Genomic DNA, 21,418 nt, shown 5'->3' on the forward strand with positions numbered 1-21,418 from the left:
AGATAATATTGAATTGATGTTAGTATAATTGAGTATCATTTCAAAATACAATTTAATACGGATCGGTTATGCAAGAACATACAGTACACTATTTTAATGATTATACCCCGAGTGATTACACCGTTGTAAGCTGTTCTCTGGAATTTATAATTGAAGAGTCTTCGACACGGGTTGAAAATATAATGGAGATTCGACGCCAAAACCCTTTGGCAAAAGAGTTGTGTTTGGACGGTGAAAAACTCGATTTGGAATTGATCTGGGTTGATGAGACATTGTTGGATACGTCAGATTATACGAAAACAGAATCCTCTTTACGATTTGCATTGGATGCAGATACGGCACGTATCCGTATTATTAACCGCATCTATCCGGATGAAAATACGGAGTTAGAAGGGCTTTATCGCTCGGGCGGAATTTGGTGTACCCAAAATGAACCCGAAGGGTTCCGACGGATTACCTATTTTATCGATCGTCCGGATGTAATGAGCCGTTTTACGACGAAAATTATTGCGAACAAAGAACGATGTCCTGTATTGCTCAGTAACGGAAATTTACGCGGTACGGCGACTCTGGATAACGGCAAACATCTTGTACTGTGGGAAGACCCGATACCAAAGCCTTGTTATCTTTTTGCATTGGTTGCGGGGGATTTGGGCTCGATTCACGATACGTTTGTCACAATGAGCGGAAAGAGTGTCGATCTGGCGATCTATTGTGACCGGGGAAATGAAGAGAAATGCCACCATGCGATGCGTAGCCTCAAAAAATCGATGGAGTGGGATGAATATACCTATGGGCGTGAGTACGATTTGGAGGTTTACAACATTGTCGCCGTTGACAGTTTCAATATGGGGGCAATGGAAAACAAAGGACTCAATATTTTCAATTCCCACTATGTTCTAGCCGATGAAGACAGTGCGACCGATACGGACTTTATGGGGATTGAGAGTGTTATTGCGCATGAATATTTTCATAACTGGACAGGGAACCGTATTACGTGCCGCAACTGGTTTGAACTGACCCTCAAAGAGGGGTTGACCGTCTTTAGAGATCAGTGCTTCAGTGCCGATATGAACTCGGAACTGACCCAGCGTATTGATGACGTTCGCTCCCTTCGCGAGCGTCAATTTGTAGAGGATGCAGGCCCGACAGCGCACCCCATTAAACCTGCGTCGTACATGGAGATCAATAATTTTTATACCGCTACCGTGTATGAAAAAGGCTCAGAAGTGATTCGGATGATGCATACCCTTTTAGGGCGTGATAAATTCCGTTTGGCTACTGATTATTATTTTGAACACTTTGATGGAAAAGCGGTCGGAACCGAAGAATTTTTAGAATCGATGCAGTCTCAAAGCCCGATTGATTTGACACAGTTCAAACGGTGGTATTCGCAAGAACGAACGCCGACTTTGGCGATTACAAGCTGTTATGATGCCGAGCGATCTGAATTGGCACTCAAAGTAGTCCAAAAAATACCAAAAAATACGAAAAGTGAGCAGCAACTTCCTTATGCGCTTCCGCTTTCTATCGCCTTGCTGGATGAGAGTGGAAAACCATTTGATCTTTCTACGAACGATATTACAATAGTCCATAATAGTGTTCTTTGGATTGAAAAAGAGATCCATGAGATTACCTTCACTGGAATCACAGCAAAGCCAAGACTCTCTCTTAACCGTCATTTCAGTGCACCGGTTCTTATCGAGTGTAATGAACTTGATTTCCCGTTTTTGATGGCGCACGATACGGATGGATTTGTTCGCTATGAAGCGGCACAGCAGTTTGGTATTCAAACACTAGAGGCAATGATGGAGGGGCGAGCGATTGATGCGGATTTTATCAGTAGCTATGGGGCCGTATTAGCGGATACGTCGATTGATCCGATGTTCAAAGCGCAGCTCTTGGAGCTTCCGACTATTACTGCATTGATGCAGCGTCAGACAACAATCGATGTCACCTCGATTGTTGGTGCTCTGGATGCACTCAAGCATACCTTGGCAGAGCGCTTTAGAGATGAGATGACGGCTCTTATTGATATTGTGTACGCACCGACCAATGCAAACATCGATGGCGAAAGTATGGGGAAACGTGCCTTGAAAAATCGGTTGCTCAGTATGTTGATGAGTTTGGAAGATGCATCAATCTATCATATGTGCTATACCCATTACCGCGAAGCGCGTTCGATGAGTGAGCGATTGGTGGCACTTGATTTATTGGAAAATTATGCACCTGATATGGCAGCCGAAGCATTGAGAGATTTTTATGCACGATATCAAAACCAAACACTGGTCATGAACAAATATTTTTCGGTACGTGCATCTTGCCGTCGAGAGGGGACGTTAGAGAGAGTTAAAGCACTTCAAAACGATCCTGCCTATGACAGCAAAGTTCCAAATTTGGTTAGATCGTTGATCGGGAGTTTTGCACGAAATCCGATCGCTTTTTATCAGGATAGCGGAGAGGGATTTGTTTTTGTGGCGGATAAAGTGATTGAAATCGATGCCCTTAATCCTCAAATCGCTTCAGGACTTGCCGGAGCATTTAAAAATTACGGCAGATTATCCATCGAACAAAAAACGCTGATGGGTGTTGAGCTTGATCGGATAAAAAATTATCCTAGCATCTCAAATAACGTGTATGAAATTGTGAGCAAAATTCTAGAAAGTTAGATTACATTCCCGGAATACGGGGAATGTAGCCCAGTTTGGACATTTTATAATACCATCCCCACCCAATCTTCATCCAGTGACCGAAAAAAGGCATCGGAATCAGTTTGGCTTGATGATCGTCTCGGTAAACAAATCCGGCACCGTTACCCATGTCCATCAGACACAGAATATTGAGATGCTCCATATATCCTTGTTTTTCACCTGATTTTAATCCGCATGAAATAGCACTGTTGTGAGCGGCATTACGCGCCATTATTTCAGCAACATGTCCTTGTTTCGCTTTCCATTCAGGCCCTTCCAATGCGGCAGCGTCTCCGATGGCATACCAGCCTTCAACCGCTTCAATTTCACAAAAATTATTGATCTTGATAAAGCCGGCTCCATTGAGGGGAAGACCTGATTCTTTGATCAACGGTTGACCATCACCCGCAGGGATAAACATCGTTAAATCGGATTCTAAACGGCTATCATCTTCAAAAATGACAGCGTCGCTTTCAAAACATTTTATCTTTTTACCATAACGGGTAGAAAAGCGGTTTCGTTTGAACATGGTTTCCATCATTGAGAGCGCTTTTGGTCCCATACGTGCTCCGGGAGAAGGCATCGGAGCAAAAAATGTCATCTCATACCGGTCTCGAATCCCCAGCTTTTTTAACCGGTGATGGAGATTAAAAAAGAGTTCAAATCCCGGACCGCCGCGTACAGCACTCGGGTCATTCGGGTTGCCGCCAAAACCGAATACGATTTTGCCGGATCCCTTTTTAATCAGTACATCGATTTTGTCGCGTAACGCAACGGATTGTTCAGGCGCACCGCAAATGGATAGTGTATGCTCTATCCCCATCGGCTTCATTTTTGCCGCACCGATGGCGATGATCAGATGATTCACCTGACGGATCCCTTCTTCTTGAAGTGTTATCGTTTTTGCTGAAGAATCGATATTTACTACAGTATCTACCGTGAGTTTAAAATTATGGCGAGCAGCTATCCTATCCAAAGAGAATGCGACATCATCAAAACGGACAGATTTGACCGGAATCCAAATAGCGATGGGATAGATGAAAAGATAGCTTCTATCACTGATGAGCTCGACGTTAAACCCCTCTTTTCGATAATAGATAGCTGCTTCTACTCCAGCGATACCTCCGCCGATTATTACAACGTTTTGCACTTTGATGTCCTTATTAACTATACAAAATTATAAGAATAGTTTTATTTATGCTATGAATGATAATTATAATACAATGGCGCTTAAAGTCAAAAGGGATAAATATTTTTTTCGTCATAATTATTATTTATTTTTCTATGCAGTATTGATAAGTATTACTTAAATTGTGAAAAAATGTAACATCAGTAGCTTTCACAGTAATTTTAATCAAAAAAGTATCTCTAAATTTAAGCTTGTGATATAATTGTGATCTAATAGGGTTATAATCGACTTTTATGGAATTATCAAAAATGAAGGAGAAGCAATGGCAAGAGTAGTCGTTCTCGGTGGCGGTGTCGCCGGACATACTGCCGCAACGTTTGCAGCAGATTGGCTCGGAAAAGATCACGAGGTAGTGGTAGTCACCCCTAACTCAAAATGGAACTGGATCCCATCAAACATTTGGGTTGGTGTTGGTCAAATGTCGAAAGAAGAGGTTACTTTTGAACTTGCTCCCGTGTATGCAAAAGCGGGAATTACCTACAAGCAAGCAAAAGCGGTAAGCCTTAACCCAGAAGGAAGCACGAATAGTGACAAACCGTTCGTTACTATCGAATATACTGGGCAAGGCAAAGCGGGACAAAGCGAAGAAGTAACGTATGATTATCTGATCAACGCAACAGGTCCAAAACTCAATTTTGCTGCAACTCCTGGTCTTGGTGATGCAAACGGAATGGGTGAATTTACTGTTTCTGTATGTACGGCAGATCACGCAGATCACGCTGCGCATGAATTTGCAAAATGTATCGAAAAAATGAAAAAAGGGGAGCGCCAAAAATTCCTCATCGGAACCGGTCACGGTATGTGTACATGTCAAGGTGCGGCGTTCGAATATATTTTCAACATCGAGCATGAACTTCGCAAAGCAGGCGTTCGTGATATGGCAGATCTTCAATGGATCTCAAACGAATCATTTCTTGGCGACTTCGGTATCGGCGGATTACACATGAAACGCGGCGGATATGCGGCTTCTTCACGTCTTTTTGCTGAATCACTTTACTCTGAGCGCGGTGTTAAATGGTTGATCGGTGCTCATGTAAACAAAGTTGAAAAAGGGAAAGTCTCTTATGAACTTCTTGATGGTTCAATGGGTGAAGAGTCATTTGATTTCGCGATGTTAATCCCACCGTTTGCCGGTGTTGGTCTTAAAGCGTATGATAAAGCGGGTGAAGATATCACTGCAACTGTATTTGCTCCAAACGGTTTCATGAAAGTTGATGCAAACTACAACGCAGGTGCGTATGAGAACTGGAAAGCATCTGACTGGCCACGTACATACCAAAACCCGACATACAAAAACCTTTTTGCAGCGGGTATCGCGTTTGCTCCTCCGCATCCGATCTCTAAACCGATGACGACGCCAAACGGAACCCAAATTTTCCCAACACCTCCACGTACAGGGATGCCAAGCGGTATCATCGGTAAAGCGGTCGCTCACAGCGTGTGTGATTTGATCAAAAAAGGTCCGAACGCACATTTGCATGAAGCGTCTATGGCGGAAATGGGTGCAGCGTGTGTTGCATCAGCGGGTAAAGGTCTATTTGACGGTACTGCAGCAGCATTGACTGTTTATCCGGTTGTTCCTGACTTCGAAAAATATCCGGGTATCGGACGTGATTTGGATTACACCTTCGGTGAAATCGGACTTGCAGGTCACTGGATCAAGCACATCCTTCACCACATGTTTATTTATAAAGCCAAGCTCAATCCGGGCTGGACACTGATCCCTGAATAAGTAAAAAGGAGAAAAATATTATGAATGAAATCGAAAAATACGTTAAGCCATACGACGATAACTTTACGACCATGGTTCCTACAAGTTTTGTCATCAAAATGCGTACCTGCAAAATTTGGCAGTTGTTTCGCTTTATCATGATCAACATCAAAATGTTGATCGTTGTTCGTAAAAGCCACTAAGTCTCTTACCCATAGCTATAGGTACTTTTTTTAGTACCATAGCGGTAAGTTTATTCAATCAAAGCGAGTAGCTTAAAATCCCCATATAAAGAAACTTCCCATGATTAAAGAGTTGATCACCTATCCTGACGAGCGGATCCGATATATTTCGGCGGACATACGAAAGTTTGATGATGAATTGTTTGAACTGCTGGAAAACATGCGTGATACGATGGAACATCACGAGTTGAATGCTATTTCTGCCATTCAGATTGCCATGCCCTATAGTGCAATACTTATCAAAGATGATGAGCGTATTATTGAATTGATCAATGCACGATTGATTTCAACTGACGGCTCTGAAGAGATCGATGAAGTAAATCCGTATTTTCCAAAAGGATTTAGTGCAAAAATCAAACGCTACGGAAAGATTAAAATCGTTTTTGAAAACCGATACGGAGAATTACAGCACCTTGATGCGGAAGGTGAATTATCACAACGTCTTCAACGCCAAATTGACTTTCTCTTTGGCGGAACATTACTCGATAAACTGGGTAAAAACGAGAGAAAAGAGGCGGAGAATATTTTGGTCTCTCAACATGAGGGAGTCTATGATTTCGGTGCGTCCTGTCCTCGTGTATTTATTCGCGATTATTTCAAAAAAGGGGCAAAATACCTGATGGGCATAGTCTTGTTGAGTTTTATAGCCCCATTTGTCGTTTCACCCGAAGTGCGTGAGATGATTTTTACGATCGATAAAATTGCATTGGCATTGGTTCCTGTTCTAATGGTGATCTATTTTCTCTATGCGCAGCATGAAGCAAAAATTTATAAGCAGTGTACCAGTTGTCAAATCGGCAATATTATCGGAACGACCGCTATCATGGCTGTGCAGCTTTTGATTGTATCGTTAGGTGTGTTTTTGTGGATCGCTCCATAAAATAACATGTGATACTCCAATTTTTGTGTATCATTCGTGCTAAGAAGAGATAGATGAAGATTGAGAGAACGAAATGAGTGTATTAAAACCCCTCTATGAGGCAAAAATAACGTTAGTCTCCGCAAAGCAAATGATATTGCAAGAATGGGTTGATGAGCCGACGTGTTCTGAAATTTTAAGACGACACGAAATTGAACCTGAAGTCTTTGTACGTGAATATGCGGCGAACGTTTTTGACTATTTCATGGGAGTTGTCTCCGGCACAACGATGCTTGGAGAGTGCCCCGTCATCGCCGAACTGATCGATTATTTAAAGTACAAAGAGCTTCGGGCAGATGAGCTTTTTACCCTTTGTACCCATTTCAAACATGCAATGCTGAATGCAACGTACCGCTTAGGGATTAACGATCAATCCATATTCATAGCTGTCAGTTATCTCTTTGACCAAAATTTCTCGGGTGTACTCAAACTTTATACCGATACAATTTACCAAAAAGAGCAAGAGGCTCTTAATGCCTCAAAAGCCAAAGAGTATTTTCTCTCCAATATGTCTCATGAGATTCGTACCCCGTTAAATGCAATTTTGGGGTTTGTTTCACTGTTACGTGATGAGACCACAAACCCACGATATCAACAGTATCTAAATATTATTTCAAACAGTGGAGAAAATCTTCTCCATATTATTAATGATATATTGGATTTTTCAAAACTTCGAAGCGGAGAGTTTACCGTTGATCCGCAGCCCTTTAATATCCATGATGAGATATCGCATACTATGGAGCTGTTTGTTCCGGGTGCGAACTCCAAAAATATCACATTAACCAGTTTTATCGATCCATCAATCCCCTATGAGATCGTAGCGGATGCGTTACGGATTAAACAGATCGTCGGAAATTTTTTAAGCAATGCAATCAAATTCAGTCATCATGGCGGTGCTATACACGTAGAAGCCCGTTATCAAGAGGGATTTTTATCACTATCGGTACGAGATGATGGCGTCGGTATAGCACCGGTGGATCAGGAACGGATTTTTGATGCCTTTTCGCAAGCGCAAGAGGGGAACTTGAAAATCAATGAAGGGACCGGATTGGGGCTTTCCATTTGTAAACAGTTGGCGGTTCATATGGGAGGGATGATTGAACTCGAATCCTCCGTAGGGAAAGGAAGTACGTTTACCCTCAAAATCCCTGTTCTTGTGAATCAAGAGTGTGAGAATTTAAAATTTGACGTTTCGATGTTTGAAGGGATTCGATTTGGATTGCTTGCGTATGATCCGAGTGAGAGTTATAAGCTTGAATCTCTGCAACGATATTGGGAACATTTCGGGCTTAATATTCAATTGATCCACGATGTTCAAGAACCGTGTGACCTGCTCATTTTCTTGGAAAGTTCAATGAATGTTGAAGCGCGCCAACTCATTATTCAAAATCAAATCCCATCCATTGCCATTCTCGATTTCTTGGATGAACGGTATGACTCTATCCCTACGATAGCGCCGCTTACTTTTCCGATTTATTGTACAAAACTTCAAAATGCTTTGTGTGAAGTTCTTGGGATGAAAGGGAATCATCTTCCTGTAACGGGGGGAATCAAAAAACGGGGCGGATTCGCCGGTAAGGTTTTGGTTGCCGAGGATAACCATGCCAATCAAGAATTGATAAAAATCATTTTGGAGAGATACGGATTAAGCTATTGTATTGCATCCAACGGTATAGAAGCGGTGAATGCATTTTTATCAGAAACCTTTGATATGGTATTGATGGATGAACAAATGCCGAAAATGGATGGCAATGAAGCAACTGCGGCTATTTTAGCGTATGAAAAAGAGGCCAACCGTACACATACCCCGATTATAGCGTTAACTGCTAATGTCATCAAAGGGGCGAGGGAGCGGGCGATTCAAAACGGATATGACGCATTTTTAGGAAAACCGATCGTGATCAAAGATATCGAACATGTATTTGAACGGTATTTGAATTCGGTTCTTTTGAATGAAACGGCTTGTGCAAAACCGATTACGTCTAAATGGGGAAAAATCGATATGCAATATCTCAAAAGTGCATTGATGCTTGAAGAAGAGCAGATCGATTATCTTCTGGGAATATACCATCAAAAAATGGAACACTCGTTTCAAGATCTTTTTAATGCGATTCGTAATCAAGAGTATGAAACAATTCGATTTATTGCCCATGCGATGAAAGGATCAAGTGCGAATTTCCGGTTTGATGAAATGTCACGATTGGCGTATGTTATTGAGGAATCTGCAGCTGAAGAGGATCGTAATTTTGATTTTCTTGAAGCGTATGAAGTGCTCCAAAATGAGTTTAAACGGTGGTTTGAATAAGAGAGGCTACTCTTCGAGATAGTAGCCGACCCCTGATGCATTTTTGATAACGTCGGTAGGAAGTTTGCTGCGAAGCCGCCAAACAAGTGTACGGACACTGTTATCTGTTGCCCCTTTGCTCTCCCATACGTAATTAATCGCTTGTTGGAAATCAACAACACTGCCGAGTTGCGCTACCAAAAGACGGATAAACGCGTTCTCTTTTTTCGTGAGTTTGATTTTTTGGTTTTGGTAGAATGTCTCACCCAACCCGGTATCGTGGCGGTACCCCTCACCGAATTCGACAATCGGTTTATCGGAGAGTTTTTTTGCATATACCAGCTTTTCAAGCTCTTCACGGTCTGATTTGAGCTCATCTAAGCTCGAATTACGTTTTTTCTCTTCTTTGAAGCGATACAGAGCCATTTGTATTGTTGTGTGTAGATTAATCGGATCAAACGGCTTAACAATGTATCCGTATGGCTCGGTTTTTTTCGCTTTGGAGAGAATATCGTTATCCGAATGAGCGGTAAGATAGATAAACGGCATTTGGTTCTTATCACGGATGTATTGTGCCAGTTCAATTCCATCGGTTGTTTTTTGTAATCCGATATCGATCAAAGCGATATCGGGATTATAAATTTTAATTTTATTACGTGCCGTCACAGCATTGTCCGCTAATGAAATGACGTCATATCCTTGTTTTTCCAATGACATTTTTAGATTGATTGCGGTAACTTCATCGTCTTCGATGATTAGCACTTTTATAGTACTCATAAACTCTCTTTGAGATAATATTGAATTTCCATTCATTTTATCACATTATATGATAAAAAGCTTAGGTTTTGACGTATAATATATTCTATTTTGCCACCACTATTTCTGTTGGTAACAGAGGAATTTTAGGGGACATTCAATCCAACTAGGTATAATCGCGGCAATATACCTTAGATTTGAGGGACGCAGTATTATGCTTGATTTTGACAAATTTACCAAATATTCCAAACCGGGACCTCGATATACCAGCTATCCGACAGCGCTGGAATTTAGTGATACCTTTGATTATAACGGCTATCTTACAAAGCTTCATGCGCAAGATCCGTCTCGTCCTCTCTCTTTGTATTTTCATTTACCGTTTTGTAAAAATGCTTGTTACTTTTGCGGATGTAACGTTGTGTTTACTTCCAAAGAGGACAAAAAAGAGCGCTATATTGATTATATAACCAGAGAGATGCAGATTTTAAGTACCCATATCGATGTGAACCGTCCGGTGATTCAGCTCCATTTCGGTGGAGGTACTCCGACGTTTTTTGATGCGGATCAGCTGAAGCGTATCATCGGTGCGATCAAAAGTCATTTTAAAAATTTTGCAGAGGGTGCCGAGATCAGTTGCGAAATTGATCCACGTCACATCGATGAAGATCAAATGCGCGTGATGAGTGAGGCCGGATTTAACCGAGTTAGCTTTGGAATTCAAGATTTTGAGGAAAAAGTACAGGTTGCAGTACACCGCGTTCAGCCTTATGACATTACTAAAGCGGCGATGGATTTGGCTCGTAAATATAATATGGTGAGTGTTAACGTCGATTTGATCTACGGATTGCCGTATCAGTCTCTGGAGACCTTTAAAAAGACGCTCGATCTCGCAATCTCACTTGATCCGGACCGTTTTGCGGTATTTAACTATGCGCATGTGCCGTGGCTCAAAAAAACAATGCGCAAGATTGATGAGACAACATTGCCGCATCCGGCAGAGAAACTCGCAATTATGCGTTACACCATCGACCATATGGCTGAGTGTGGGTATAAGATGATCGGAATGGACCATTTTGCCAAACCGGAAGATGAACTCTTCAAAGCAATTGAAAAAGGGGAATTGCATCGTAATTTCCAAGGCTACACTACCAAAGGCGGCGCGGATTTGATCGGTATCGGCTTGACGAGTATCGGAGAAGGGGTTGATTATTACGCCCAAAACTTCAAAGATATGGAGAGCTATGAAGCGGCTATTGATGCGGGGAAACTCCCTTATGAGAGAGGGGTGGCATTGAATGAAGATGATCGTATCCGTCAGTATGTCATTATGGAACTTATGAGTAATTTCAAACTCGATATCAACCGATTTGAGCGGTTATACGGGGTGAAATTCAAAGAGTATTTTGCAGACGCGATCGAAGCGTTGAAACCGTATGAAGCGGATGGATTGCTTAGTATCTCTGATGCTTCGATAGAGTGTTTGCCGACAGGAACCTTATTGATTCGAAATATTGCCATGCCGTTTGATGCATACATGAAACGACATGCCGCGTCTGATAAAGCTTTTAGTAAAACGGTGTAACTATGGAAACACGTCAAATTTTCCCTTTTACCGATACGTCGGATGCTTGTATCAAATGCGGTAAATGTATCCCGGTCTGTACGATTCATAATGTGAATGCCGATGAGGTTACCTCTCCGCGCGGTTTTATCGATTTGCTCGGTGCATATCAGCGCGGACAGTTGGAGTTGGATAAAAATGCCAAAGCTATTTTTGAGAGCTGCTTTTTGTGTACCAATTGTACCGATGTTTGTCCAAAAGCGCTTCCGACCGATATGGTGATTGAACAGGTACGTGCCGATATCGCAGACAAATACGGTATTGCATGGTTCAAACGGGCATTCTTTTATCTTTTGCGTCATCGTACGACCATGGATATATTGTTTAAACTCGGATACGTATTTCAGACCTGCGGCTTTAAGATCAAAGCAGAGATCAATTCGATGCAGCCGAGATTTAATCTCCCTATCATTAAAAAAGACCGTTTGCTGCCGTCGATGGGCAAAACCTCATTTATGAACAGTTATCCGGAAAATATTTCCAACGGAGGAAAACGTCGTGTGGCGATCTTTATCGGGTGCTTGGGGAACTATAACTATACTGAAATCGGTAAAGGGCTTTTGGAAATTTTAGAGGCATTGAATATCGATGCATTTATTCCCAAAAAACAGCTTTGCTGTGGAGCACCGGCGTATTTTACCGGGGATTTTGCTACGGTCGATCATAACGCTAAAAAGAATATTGTTTATTTTGAAAGCTTTATCGATGAAGTGGAAGCGATCATTATTCCTGAAGCGACCTGCAGTGCGATGGTTAAAATCGATTATGAACATTTTTTCCATGATCAGCCTGAATGGCTGGAGCGTGCAAAAAAATTGAAACATAAGATTTTCATGGCAACTGAGTGGTTGGAGCAAAAAACGGAACTTAAAGCACTGCTGGCTTCCAAAGGGCGCAGTGATTTGAGTGTTACGTATCATGATCCGTGTCATGCCCGTAAAATGCAGGGTGTTTATAAAGAGCCTCGAGCATTGGTCTCGCAAAACTATACCATTACCGAGATGAGTGACCCGAACGCTTGCTGCGGTTTTGGCGGTGTAACGATGCAGACGGAAAATTTCCATTTTGCTCAAGCTGCAGGAAAACCAAAGGCTGCTATGATTGCTAAAACGGGGGCAAACGTAGTCACTGCCGAGTGCAGTGCATGTCGAATGCAGATCAACAATTCGATGAATGAAGCGGACTTGGATGTTGTATTTAAAAATCCGATTGAATTGATTGCCGAGGCATTGCGTCAATGACCACCATGGAAGTCGAATCGTTTCTAGAGACGTTTCAGACTCTCGTGATGGCTTCCCTGACGCCTGAGGGGAATCCTCATGCCAGTACGGCACCGTATGTACGCGCGGGAAATGATTTTTATATTCTTATCAGTACCGTTGCCCAACACGGTCGTAATCTTCTTGTTCACTCTAATGTTTCTCTTCTCTTTGTCGAAGATGAGTTCCGGTGGGTTCAACCCTTTGCCCGTAAACGGGTGACGATTGAAGCGGTAGCATCACAGATTACTCGGGATGAGGAGACGTATGGAATCGTGATTGAACGGTTTCGTGCCCATTTTGATCCGGAGTTGATTACCTCTTTGAGCCAAATGGGAGATTTTCATCTCTTCAAGCTCTCCCCTCAAAGCGGCAGTGTTGTAATGGGATTTGGAAAAGCCTATCGATTGAATGAAAACCTGCAGGTGCAAACACAGATCATGGGTCAGCACCAAAAAGGTCACGGCAATGGATAAACTTCTCATCGTATGGAGCAGCGGAGAGATTGAAGTGGCTAAAAAGCTGGTGTTGCTCTATGGAAGCGTTATTTTGCCCCGTGGTTACTGGGATGAAGCACATATCATGATTTGGGGCCCTTCGGCAAAGCTTTTGGCTGAAAACGATGAATTGCAAGCTATGGTTGGAAAAGTCCTCGAGAGCGGGGTAAAAGCCTCTGTGTGTGTCGTATGCAGCGATGATTATGGTGTGAGCGATCAGCTCCGCTCTTTAGGCATCGAGCCGACCCATACGGGAGAGTTTTTAACACAAGCGCTCAAAAACGACTGGAAAGTCATAACGTTTTAAAGGAATCTCATGGTGATCGATCCTCAATCTCTTGATGTAGGTACCGTCTACAAATTGATGAGCAACACTATTTTTCCCCGTCCTATCGCATGGATTTCAACGGAAGGGGAAACAGGTGTGAATCTCGCACCTTTTAGCTATTTTATCCCTGTCTCTTCTGAACCCCCGTGTGTGATGGTTTCCATCGGGCAAAGTGAAGAAGGTGGACTCAAAGATACCGCGAAAAACATCCTTTTGCACTCTAAAGCGACGATCTCACTTGCGGATGATCATAAAGCAGGTCTCATTGATGCAACGGCAGAAGCATTCGCGTATGGGGTGAATGAGGCTGAAAAATTTGGTATTGCGATGGCAAAAATAGCTGATGAATATCCTCCTTGTGTGGCTGATGCCAAAGCGGCATTATTGTGTTCTCTTCACCAAGAGGTCTCTTTAAACGGTAGCGAACAAATCATCCTCTTTTTAAAAATCGATGCCTTTTATTATGCCGATGAAGTCGTCGATGAACGCTATAACGTGAAATTGGAAAATATCGGACGTGTCGGGCGTGATTATCTTGTCGATGCGAAACGGATGAAGGTTTAAGTATGGAATTTTGGAATCATATTTACGAGCACTTCAATCCTGTAGCAATCAATCTTGGGTCGATTCCGGTTCATTGGTATGGATTAATGTATGTTTTGGCACTTTTGAGTGCTCTTGTGATCGCGAAATGGATTGTGCAAAAAGATAATATTGCAATCACCAAAGAACAGTTAGACGATTATTTTATTTATGCGGAGATCGGTGTCATTTTAGGCGCACGATTAGGGTATGTCCTCTTCTACGATACTCATACCGCCTACTATGTGAGTCATCCGTGGCAAATTTTTAACCCGTTTATTGACGGTCAGTTCGTCGGGATTCGAGGTATGAGTTTTCACGGTGCCATTGTCGGCTTTTTGATCGCTTCCTATCTGTATCATCGTCGTCATGGGATTGCGTTTGGTTTGTTGATGGATTTGGTTGCGGTATCGGTTCCGCTCGGGTATGTGTTCGGTCGAATCGGTAATTTCCTGAATCAAGAGTTGGTGGGGCGTGCGACTGATGTGCCGTGGGGTATATACGTGTATGATACCCTCCGACACCCTTCACAGCTTTATGAAGCATTTGTGGAGGGGATTGTAGTCTTTGCGATTATCTATCTTTATCGTAAGCGCAAAGCTTTTGAGGGGGAATTGATCTTGCTCTATGGATTCTGTTATGGAATCGGACGAGGTCTGGTCGAATTTTATCGCGCACCTGATGCTCAGATCGGCTATATCGTCGGTCAATGGATGACGCTTGGAATGGCCCTTAGTTTTGCGATGGCGGGTGTTTCAGCACTCTTGTGGATCTATTTTAAAAAGCAAACCCGTTAAAAACGGATACAGAAGTGATGTATCCCCTCTTCATACTCGTAGTGTAAATTAAAGCGGTGGAGGTCACATACCGCTTGAGCGATATAAAGTCCCAATCCTAAACCACCGTCTCCACGTTCGGTGACAAATGCCTGCAATGCTTCTTCGACGGGCCGTTTGAGCGGTTCACCGCTATTGCGAATACAGATTTTTTCTCCGTCGCAGTCTATATGGATCGGATACGATGTCGCATGCCGTACCGCGTTATCGATAAGATTTTGAAGTGCACTGGTAAAGAGCTCACTGTCTACCAAAATACTCTGCGTGCATCCGCTGAGCTTGAGCACACCTTCTTCAATCATCAGATTGTCGATCGCGGTTTGGATCATGGAATCAAGGCTTTTTGGACTTTTGGAGAGGGAAAAAGCATGCATCTTTTCAATCTCGGCCATTTGTCGAATCAAATGTTCCAACCGTAAAAACAACTTGGCAAGCAAGTTTCGGTTAGGACTCGGTTCTTCAAGTTCAACGATCAATTTTCCTTTGGTAATCGGCGTTTTGAGCTCATGCATGATATTTCGCAAAAAGAGCTCACGCGATTTTTTAAGACGGTTTTGTTTTTGCAGTGCATCGTGAAAAGCGTTGGAGATAAGGGCAATTTCGTCTTTCCCGTTGTTTGGCTCATCGGTAATCTCTTCTCCCTCGCCATAGCGCTGTATTTGCTCATACAGGTGCTTTAGTGGCTTGAGATTATTCCATAAAAGTAGGTACATACTGACCAATCCGCTCATCAGAGCAAAGAATAAAAACCAGACGAAATAGAATGTCGTCTCTTCCGCCATATCACGGTAGTACATGGTACAGTGGTCACGTTCTAATGCATAAATAAAGCCGTTATTATCTTTGAAAATAGTGACGTTGACATTGCGTGAATGGAGCTTTTCCCGCATAGGACGAGGAAGATGGATCGGTTCATAATGAGGAGCAATGTTGTTGATCAGTTTGAACCCCGCCTCTTTAAGCTCTTTGTTTTGTTCGACGCAGCTTTGTATGGTTGATTCTTCTAAAATGCGTGAGAGCTCCATAGATCTGTGCGCAAGCAGGTGAAACTTTTGTTCTTTTTGTTCATTGAGTGCCGAAATAAAGAGGAGAAACAAAACAATAATAGCTAATGCAAAAAAAGCATGAAGTTTAAAAAAAACAGAGTGACGACGAGAAATCATAGGGTAAACTGATACCCCATTCCACGAATGGAGCGGATAAGGGTAGGGTGTTTTGGGTTGGGTTCCACTTTTTGCCGGATTCGGCTGATAAGAACGTCGATACTTCGTTCCGAACTTTCCCATCCTATCGATTCGACATTGTTGGCGATGAAATCACGAGAGATAATTTGGCGACGGTGTTTGATGAGCAAACCGAGAAGCTCAAATTCGGCGCGGGTGAGTGGAATCAGTTCCCCTTCTTTGTAAATTCCGTTTTCATCGACGCGAAACATTTCACTGCTCGCCTGTATCGTTTTGCCGTTGATACGTCGCAGGAGACTTTGGATACGGGCTACCAGTTCTCTGGGCTCATAGGGCTTTGGGAGGTAGTCATCGGCACCGAGTTCCAGTGCGATTACTTTATCTCCCAAATCACTCCGAGCCGAGGAGATGATGATCGGGATGTCGCTGCGCTCACGAAGCGCTTTGCACACATCCAATCCATCCATATCGGGAAGAGTAAGATCAAGCAGTACTAAATCATACGATTCGATTGCCAAAGAGTTTAGCGCTGCTTTGGGATGGGCGTAAGAGATCACCTCCATCTGATAACGGCTCAGATACTGCGTTAGCAGATCTGAGATTTCGAGGTCATCTTCAATCAGGAGGATTTTGATCATATGAAATTACTTTTTATCGCACTCTTTGCAGCCCATGCCGCCCATTTTGTTGTCATCACCCATTTTCATTCCTTTCATGCCGCCCATTTTGCTATCATCACCCATTTTCATCCCTTTCATACTACCTTTCATATCTTCTTTTGGACACATTTTAGGTGCATTAGCTTCAAGTGATTTACGTTGTTCAGGAGTGAGTACATTCATCATTTTTTCGTGTTGTTGGTTATGGAAATTTTTTCCTTCTTCACGAAGTTTTTGGATTTGAGCTTTTTGATCGTCAGAAAGACCCAATTTTTCAAACGGTTTTGGAAGTTTAGAAGTGTCGCATTCACATTTTTTCATCATCATCCCGCCCTCTTTCATAGGGCATGCCATCAACGCTGTTGCACCGAGGATCAGTGCGATACTTAGAATCTTTTTCATAGGTTTTCTCCGTGTTTTAAGTTTTAACTCTAACATCATAGAACACTATTGCTAATATTTGATCAATCTTGTATTAACAATATTAATGAAATGATATTCAGGTTTGCGTTTCAGTGATTTTCATCAATGTCATAAACAAAACAGTGATAGCCGGTCCGATTATCATCCCCCAAAACCCGAAAGTTGCAAGACCGGCGATAATAGCAAAGAAGATAATGAGTTCATTGATTTTTTCTTGGGGTTTGATCAATCTTTGGTTGATCAGTTTAATGATGACCGGTTTGATAAATGTATCGGCGATAACGGAAATAACGATGATCGTGTATAGGGTAATAAATAGGGCATTTTCGGTGTGTCCCAAAGAGAGCTCGAACAAAGCAAACGGAAGCCACATAATCACACCGCCCACGACCGGAATCAAAGAAGCAAAGCCATACATAATCCCAAAGAGCAACCCGTTGTACCCCATATAGCCAATCGCAATTCCGAACAGCGCCCCCTCGAAAACAGCGGTTGCGAGAATCGAGTAGAAAACAACGCTCATGGCCGAACGCATCTCGAACATAATCAGTGTGCTTTCCTGTTGCGGAAAATGGGCGGAACGTTTGAAAAAGTCGAAAATTTCCCGTCCATAATAGTGGGCAATAAAATAGAAAATGAGAATAAAGAGCGTTCCGGAGAGAAACGACATCGCAAAACTTCCGATTTGGGATGCGTAAGCGAGGATATGTTGTGAGAATGCAGAGGGATCAAATTTGATCAAATAGCGTTCGATCCGTAGTTCGATGTGAGAAAGTGCAGGGGGAAGATGAGCTGTCCAATGGTGCACTTTGGCTTCGACTGTACTGAGCATTGTCGGATCAAGATTTTGCAATGTGACCGAGAGATGAAAGAGAAAATATCCCAACGGGGCGAAAAAAAGAACTCCCAGTAACAGGGTTGATAAGGCTGAAGCCCAAAATCGACTTTTTGTGAGATGAAAGAATCCCATTTGAATATGGTGGGTAGAGATGGCTAACAAAGAAGCGACAATGATGCTCATCCAAAACGGGGCATACAAAACGTATATTCCATACGAAGCCATCAGCAGCAATATAAGGGTGAAATGTTCTTTTTTGATTTGCATAGCTATTCAAACAATCCGTTTTGAGGCGTTCCGAATTTTAGGAGTTCATAGGTTTTTGGCGTTGCGACACGTCCGCGTGCTGTACGTTCCAAATAGCCATTGGCAAGGAGATAGGGTTCCAATACATCTTCAATCGTCCCCTCATCTTCACTGAGTGCTGCAGCGATCGTACTAAGACCCATGGCCCGCCCTTTGGCTTCCATGAGCAGTTTGAGGAGGCGTATATCCATCTCATCAAATCCGTTGGCATTGATCCCGAGCTGATCGAGGGCATAACGGGAACGCTCATGTAAAATAGTGGTCTCATTTGCCACATCAGAGAAATCACGTACCCTCTTTAGCAATCGCAAAGCGATACGAGGAGTTCCTCGTGAGCGTTTCGCGATTTCGAGTGCCGCATTTTTATCGATGTTCTTGCCCAATTTCAAAGAGGCTTGGGTGATGATGCTGCAGAGTTCCTCAGGGGTATAAAACTGCATCCGAAAATTCATCCCAAAACGATCGCGCAAAGGGTTCGAGAGCATTCCTGCACGGGTTGTTGCTCCGATGAGGGTAAAACGGGGAAGATCGATTTTGACCGTTTGTGCCGCAGGACCGCTGCCGATGATGATGTCGAGACGAAAATCTTCCATAGAGGGATAGAGAATCTCTTCGACAGCAGGGGAGAGACGGTGAATCTCATCGATAAAAAGGATATCTCCCTCTTCGAGGTTGGTAAGAATGGCAGCGAGATCACCGCTTTTTTCGATCATCGGAGCAGCGGTGACTTTGATATTGCTCCCCATCTCGTTGGCGATAATGAGGGCTAACGTCGTTTTCCCTAAGCCCGGAGGGCCGTAAAAGAGAACATGATCGAGTGCTTCACGACGTTTTGAGCTTGCTTCGATAAAGACACCAAGATTTTTTTTGATCTGCTCTTGCCCGACATAATCATCCCATGCGCTCGGACGTAATGACGTTTCGGTGCTCTCTTCTGCGTTAAATTTTTCGATTTCGACGATACGTTCCACGTTATAGCTTCCTAGTATACATAGTTTTCATCGGGGAAAGCGCGCGTTTTTACTTCATCAGCATAGTGTTGTACTGCCTCTTTCACCGCTGCCGCGCCATTCATGTATTGTTTGACGAATTTCGGGACAAACGGCTCATAGAGTCCGAGCATATCGGAGAATACGAGAACCTGCCCATCCACACCGTTACCTGCACCGATTCCGATAACAGGGATGGAGACGCTTTGTGCCACACGTGTTGCTACATCGGCTTTTACCCCTTCGATAACGAGGATAAAGGCTCCTGCCTCTTCGATGGCTTGAGCATCTGCGATGAGAGATAGAGCCTCTTCTTCGCTTTTCCCTTTGACCTTGTAGCCTCCTTCGGCACGAAAGGCTTGGGGAAGGAGCCCGATATGTCCGCATACCGCAATGCCGTTGGAAGTGAGGTGGCGCACCAGATGGGCTTTATCGGTACCTCCTTCGATTTTTACAGCGTCAGAGGGCGTTTCACGATAAATTCGGATTGCGTTTTCCAGAGCTGTTTTTTCGTCACAATAGGTACCGAAGGGCATATCAGTGATCACAAATGTCTCAGGTGCACCTTTACACACCGCTTGGGTATGATAGATCATTTGATCCATTGTAGAACTGAGGGTATCGCTATTGCCCCCGAAGCTCATGTTAAGACTGTCTCCCACGAGGAGGATGTCGGCACTCTCAGACAAAAGACGAGCAAAGAGAGCATCATATGCTGTGATCATGACGATTGGTTGAGCGCCTTTGCGTTTTTGGATAGAGCCGATGGTGAGTTTCTTCATACTATAATATCCCATAGTCATTTAAAGTGGATAGTTTACCCAAAATTTGTTTTGGGTAGCTATTCTATGGCAATTAAGAGGGGAGATTAAACAAAAGATGGATATAATTTTCCATCATAGGAGAAGATCGAAATGGGCATACGCAGCGTTTTAGAAGCTAATTTTGACTTTGAAATCATTGACGAATTTCTGGACCATTATGCGATGATGACGGAGATTATGGAACCGTTGATGGTCGATTTGGGAAATGCGGAGCGTTATCATCGAAGTATTGAGGAACTGTTTCGTATTTTTCATAACATCAAGTCAGCTTCAGGATATTTGCAGATTGAACCGATGATGCGCTTGGCCGCTTTTACCGAAGATGCTCTCGAACAACTGCGTTCACGGGACAAGATCGTGAATGATGAGACGGTAACATGGCTGATCAGTGTTGCTGATATGTTTATGCAGTGGCAAGAAGATTTGAAAATGGATAACGATCTCTCTAAAGTCCATTTTTCCCTTTTAATTTTACCCGATATGGAGAAAGCGTGAAGCAACTCGTAGCTTATATTACCGCAGGATATCCTGATAAAAATTTTACCGTTGATTTGGCATTGGCACTTGGAGAAAACGGTGTTGATACTCTTGAACTGGGTGTTCCGTTTTCAGATCCTGTTGCCGATGGTCCCGTGATCGAAGCGGCAAACCATCGTGCGCTAGAAAACGGATTTCGTTTTGCTGATTTGATCGAGATTTCACGTGCCGTCGCTCCTAAAATTGATACATTATGGATGGGATACTTCAATCCGTTTTACCAATATGGGATGGAAGCGTTGCTCGATACTGCAAAAAATATCGGTGTCAACGGTTTGATCATCCCCGATGTACCGTATGAGGAAGCAAAAGCGTATCACGGGTTATTTGAAAACCGAGGTTTGGCAAATATCACCTTTGTCGCTCCGACCGATGGAGAGGAACGTATTGCTGCGATCACGGCAGAAGCGCGTAAATTTATCTACCTTGTCGCCTATGCAGGGATTACAGGAAGCGGTCAGTCAGAGGATTTGGCTCCGATTATAGAGATGATCAAACGTCATACGCAGACACCGGTTTATGTAGGGTTTGGGGTCAATGAAAAAACGGCGCGTGAAAAAGTGCAGGGGGCAGATGGTGTGATTGTGGGTTCGGCAATTGTACACGTATTGTTGGATGATACCCTCTCATTTGCAGAAAAAATTGCGAAATGCTGTGAGATTACTCGAAATATCAAAGGGCTGATCAACAGCTGAAGTAGGTGTGAAATGTTTGTAAAAAAGTGATTCGTCATGGAGCGTTTTC

21 protein-coding genes are annotated in these 21,418 nt (G+C 43.1%); 13 read left to right on the plus strand and 8 right to left on the minus strand.

What is annotated here, in order from left to right; all coding sequences use genetic code 11:
- Window positions 1–68: 68 nt before the first annotated feature.
- A complete protein-coding gene (pepN, locus tag CJD30_RS09460) occupies window positions 69–2,669 on the plus strand; it encodes an aminopeptidase N (RefSeq protein ID WP_294918545.1) in 2,601 nt (866 codons plus the stop codon).
- A gap of 1 nt (window position 2,670) precedes the next feature.
- Here pepN and CJD30_RS09465 read toward each other — a convergent pair whose 3' ends face one another.
- Entirely contained in the window at window positions 2,671–3,840 is a 1,170-nt protein-coding gene (locus tag CJD30_RS09465) for an FAD-dependent oxidoreductase (RefSeq protein WP_294918546.1), read from the minus strand.
- Window positions 3,841–4,141: 301 nt separating this feature from the next.
- Here CJD30_RS09465 and CJD30_RS09470 point away from each other — a divergent pair, with 301 nt between their 5' ends.
- From CJD30_RS09470 to CJD30_RS09485, 4 genes are all read left to right on the plus strand, one after another.
- On the plus strand, window positions 4,142–5,611 hold the full coding sequence (locus tag CJD30_RS09470) for an FAD-dependent oxidoreductase (protein ID WP_294918547.1): 1,470 nt from the start codon (window positions 4,142–4,144) through the stop codon (window positions 5,609–5,611).
- A 20-nt stretch (window positions 5,612–5,631) separates the two neighbouring features.
- Window positions 5,632–5,793 (plus strand): hypothetical protein, encoded by a 162-nt coding sequence (locus CJD30_RS09475; RefSeq protein ID WP_294918548.1) that lies wholly within the window; start codon window positions 5,632–5,634, stop codon window positions 5,791–5,793.
- 100 nt (window positions 5,794–5,893) lie between these two features.
- Window positions 5,894–6,712, plus strand: a complete 819-nt coding sequence (locus CJD30_RS09480; RefSeq protein WP_294918549.1) for a peptide deformylase — start codon at window positions 5,894–5,896, stop codon at window positions 6,710–6,712.
- Between the two features lie 73 nt (window positions 6,713–6,785).
- Window positions 6,786–9,056 (plus strand): hybrid sensor histidine kinase/response regulator, encoded by a 2,271-nt coding sequence (locus CJD30_RS09485; protein WP_294918550.1) that lies wholly within the window; start codon window positions 6,786–6,788, stop codon window positions 9,054–9,056.
- Between the two features lie 6 nt (window positions 9,057–9,062).
- Here the strand turns inward: CJD30_RS09485 and CJD30_RS09490 are convergent, their stop codons facing one another.
- Window positions 9,063–9,812 (minus strand): response regulator, encoded by a 750-nt coding sequence (locus CJD30_RS09490; protein ID WP_294918551.1) that lies wholly within the window; start codon window positions 9,810–9,812, stop codon window positions 9,063–9,065.
- A gap of 193 nt (window positions 9,813–10,005) precedes the next feature.
- On the opposite strand from CJD30_RS09490, the gene hemN reads away from it, so the two are divergent.
- Genes hemN through lgt form a run of 6 tightly spaced genes read left to right on the plus strand, consistent with a single transcriptional unit; the run spans window position 10,006 to window position 14,875 of the window.
- Window positions 10,006–11,373, plus strand: a complete 1,368-nt coding sequence (gene hemN / locus CJD30_RS09495) for an oxygen-independent coproporphyrinogen III oxidase (protein ID WP_294918552.1) — start codon at window positions 10,006–10,008, stop codon at window positions 11,371–11,373.
- Window positions 11,374–11,375: 2 nt separating this feature from the next.
- The gene (locus tag CJD30_RS09500; RefSeq protein ID WP_294918553.1) at window positions 11,376–12,653 is read left to right on the plus strand and encodes a (Fe-S)-binding protein; all 1,278 of its coding nucleotides are present in this window, start codon (window positions 11,376–11,378) and stop codon (window positions 12,651–12,653) included.
- On the plus strand, window positions 12,650–13,147 hold the full coding sequence (locus CJD30_RS09505; RefSeq protein WP_294918554.1) for a pyridoxamine 5'-phosphate oxidase family protein: 498 nt from the start codon (window positions 12,650–12,652) through the stop codon (window positions 13,145–13,147). Before CJD30_RS09500 ends, CJD30_RS09505 begins: the two co-directional genes overlap by 4 nt.
- The gene (locus CJD30_RS09510) at window positions 13,140–13,475 is read left to right on the plus strand and encodes a DsrE family protein (protein ID WP_294918555.1); all 336 of its coding nucleotides are present in this window, start codon (window positions 13,140–13,142) and stop codon (window positions 13,473–13,475) included. The genes CJD30_RS09505 and CJD30_RS09510 overlap by 8 nt, the downstream gene beginning before the upstream one ends.
- Window positions 13,476–13,484: 9 nt before the next feature.
- Window positions 13,485–14,060: a flavin reductase family protein gene (locus CJD30_RS09515; protein ID WP_294918556.1), complete on the plus strand. Its 576-nt coding sequence runs from the start codon at window positions 13,485–13,487 to the stop codon at window positions 14,058–14,060.
- 2 nt (window positions 14,061–14,062) lie between these two features.
- A complete protein-coding gene (gene lgt, locus CJD30_RS09520) occupies window positions 14,063–14,875 on the plus strand; it encodes a prolipoprotein diacylglyceryl transferase (protein ID WP_294918557.1) in 813 nt (270 codons plus the stop codon).
- On the opposite strand, the gene CJD30_RS09525 is transcribed toward lgt, so the two are convergent.
- The 6 genes from CJD30_RS09525 to panB all read right to left on the minus strand — a co-directional run bounded on the left by CJD30_RS09525 (window position 14,872) and on the right by panB (window position 20,095).
- On the minus strand, window positions 14,872–16,077 hold the full coding sequence (locus CJD30_RS09525) for an ArsS family sensor histidine kinase (RefSeq protein ID WP_294918558.1): 1,206 nt from the start codon (window positions 16,075–16,077) through the stop codon (window positions 14,872–14,874). The two genes, lgt and CJD30_RS09525, sit on opposite strands and share 4 nt — an antisense overlap.
- On the minus strand, window positions 16,074–16,736 hold the full coding sequence (locus CJD30_RS09530) for a response regulator transcription factor (RefSeq protein ID WP_294918559.1): 663 nt from the start codon (window positions 16,734–16,736) through the stop codon (window positions 16,074–16,076). The genes CJD30_RS09525 and CJD30_RS09530 overlap by 4 nt, the downstream gene beginning before the upstream one ends.
- 6 nt (window positions 16,737–16,742) lie before the next feature.
- Entirely contained in the window at window positions 16,743–17,159 is a 417-nt protein-coding gene (locus tag CJD30_RS09535; protein ID WP_294918560.1) for a hypothetical protein, read from the minus strand.
- 97 nt (window positions 17,160–17,256) lie between these two features.
- Window positions 17,257–18,285 carry an AI-2E family transporter gene (locus CJD30_RS09540; protein WP_294918561.1) on the minus strand — a complete coding sequence of 343 codons (1,029 nt, stop codon included), beginning with the start codon at window positions 18,283–18,285 and terminating at the stop codon, window positions 17,257–17,259.
- Window positions 18,286–18,287: 2 nt separating this feature from the next.
- A complete protein-coding gene (gene ruvB / locus CJD30_RS09545) occupies window positions 18,288–19,295 on the minus strand; it encodes a Holliday junction branch migration DNA helicase RuvB (RefSeq protein ID WP_294918562.1) in 1,008 nt (335 codons plus the stop codon).
- An 11-nt stretch (window positions 19,296–19,306) separates the two neighbouring features.
- Entirely contained in the window at window positions 19,307–20,095 is a 789-nt protein-coding gene (gene panB, locus CJD30_RS09550) for a 3-methyl-2-oxobutanoate hydroxymethyltransferase (RefSeq protein ID WP_294918563.1), read from the minus strand.
- Between the two features lie 132 nt (window positions 20,096–20,227).
- Between panB and CJD30_RS09555 the strand changes: the two genes are divergently transcribed.
- On the plus strand, window positions 20,228–20,632 hold the full coding sequence (locus CJD30_RS09555) for an Hpt domain-containing protein (RefSeq protein ID WP_294918564.1): 405 nt from the start codon (window positions 20,228–20,230) through the stop codon (window positions 20,630–20,632).
- Window positions 20,629–21,369: a tryptophan synthase subunit alpha gene (trpA, locus tag CJD30_RS09560; protein ID WP_294918565.1), complete on the plus strand. Its 741-nt coding sequence runs from the start codon at window positions 20,629–20,631 to the stop codon at window positions 21,367–21,369. Before CJD30_RS09555 ends, trpA begins: the two co-directional genes overlap by 4 nt.
- The last annotated feature ends 49 nt before the right edge of the window (window positions 21,370–21,418 follow it).

The organism is Sulfuricurvum sp. PD_MW2, from assembly GCF_002633015.1.
Taxonomy (GTDB): Bacteria; Campylobacterota; Campylobacteria; order Campylobacterales; family Sulfurimonadaceae; genus Sulfuricurvum.

Excerpts from the sequence above, each read along its gene's own strand:
- CJD30_RS09510 (WP_294918555.1), top strand. The coding sequence starts at position 13,140 with ATGGATAAACTTCTCATCGTATGGAGCAGCGGAGAGATTGAAGTGGCT.
- CJD30_RS09505 (WP_294918554.1), top strand. The coding sequence starts at position 12,650 with ATGACCACCATGGAAGTCGAATCGTTTCTAGAGACGTTTCAGACTCTC.
- CJD30_RS09500 (WP_294918553.1), top strand. The coding sequence starts at position 11,376 with ATGGAAACACGTCAAATTTTCCCTTTTACCGATACGTCGGATGCTTGT.
- hemN (WP_294918552.1), top strand. The coding sequence starts at position 10,006 with ATGCTTGATTTTGACAAATTTACCAAATATTCCAAACCGGGACCTCGA.
- CJD30_RS09475 (WP_294918548.1), top strand. The coding sequence starts at position 5,632 with ATGAATGAAATCGAAAAATACGTTAAGCCATACGACGATAACTTTACG.
- CJD30_RS09540 (WP_294918561.1), bottom strand. The coding sequence starts at position 18,285 with ATGCAAATCAAAAAAGAACATTTCACCCTTATATTGCTGCTGATGGCT.
- lgt (WP_294918557.1), top strand. The coding sequence starts at position 14,063 with ATGGAATTTTGGAATCATATTTACGAGCACTTCAATCCTGTAGCAATC.
- CJD30_RS09525 (WP_294918558.1), bottom strand. The coding sequence starts at position 16,077 with ATGATTTCTCGTCGTCACTCTGTTTTTTTTAAACTTCATGCTTTTTTT.
- panB (WP_294918563.1), bottom strand. The coding sequence starts at position 20,095 with ATGAAGAAACTCACCATCGGCTCTATCCAAAAACGCAAAGGCGCTCAA.
- CJD30_RS09515 (WP_294918556.1), top strand. The coding sequence starts at position 13,485 with ATGGTGATCGATCCTCAATCTCTTGATGTAGGTACCGTCTACAAATTG.
- CJD30_RS09555 (WP_294918564.1), top strand. The coding sequence starts at position 20,228 with ATGGGCATACGCAGCGTTTTAGAAGCTAATTTTGACTTTGAAATCATT.
- CJD30_RS09535 (WP_294918560.1), bottom strand. The coding sequence starts at position 17,159 with ATGAAAAAGATTCTAAGTATCGCACTGATCCTCGGTGCAACAGCGTTG.
- CJD30_RS09490 (WP_294918551.1), bottom strand. The coding sequence starts at position 9,812 with ATGAGTACTATAAAAGTGCTAATCATCGAAGACGATGAAGTTACCGCA.
- pepN (WP_294918545.1), top strand. The coding sequence starts at position 69 with ATGCAAGAACATACAGTACACTATTTTAATGATTATACCCCGAGTGAT.
- CJD30_RS09480 (WP_294918549.1), top strand. The coding sequence starts at position 5,894 with ATGATTAAAGAGTTGATCACCTATCCTGACGAGCGGATCCGATATATT.
- CJD30_RS09470 (WP_294918547.1), top strand. The coding sequence starts at position 4,142 with ATGGCAAGAGTAGTCGTTCTCGGTGGCGGTGTCGCCGGACATACTGCC.
- CJD30_RS09485 (WP_294918550.1), top strand. The coding sequence starts at position 6,786 with ATGAGTGTATTAAAACCCCTCTATGAGGCAAAAATAACGTTAGTCTCC.
- CJD30_RS09530 (WP_294918559.1), bottom strand. The coding sequence starts at position 16,736 with ATGATCAAAATCCTCCTGATTGAAGATGACCTCGAAATCTCAGATCTG.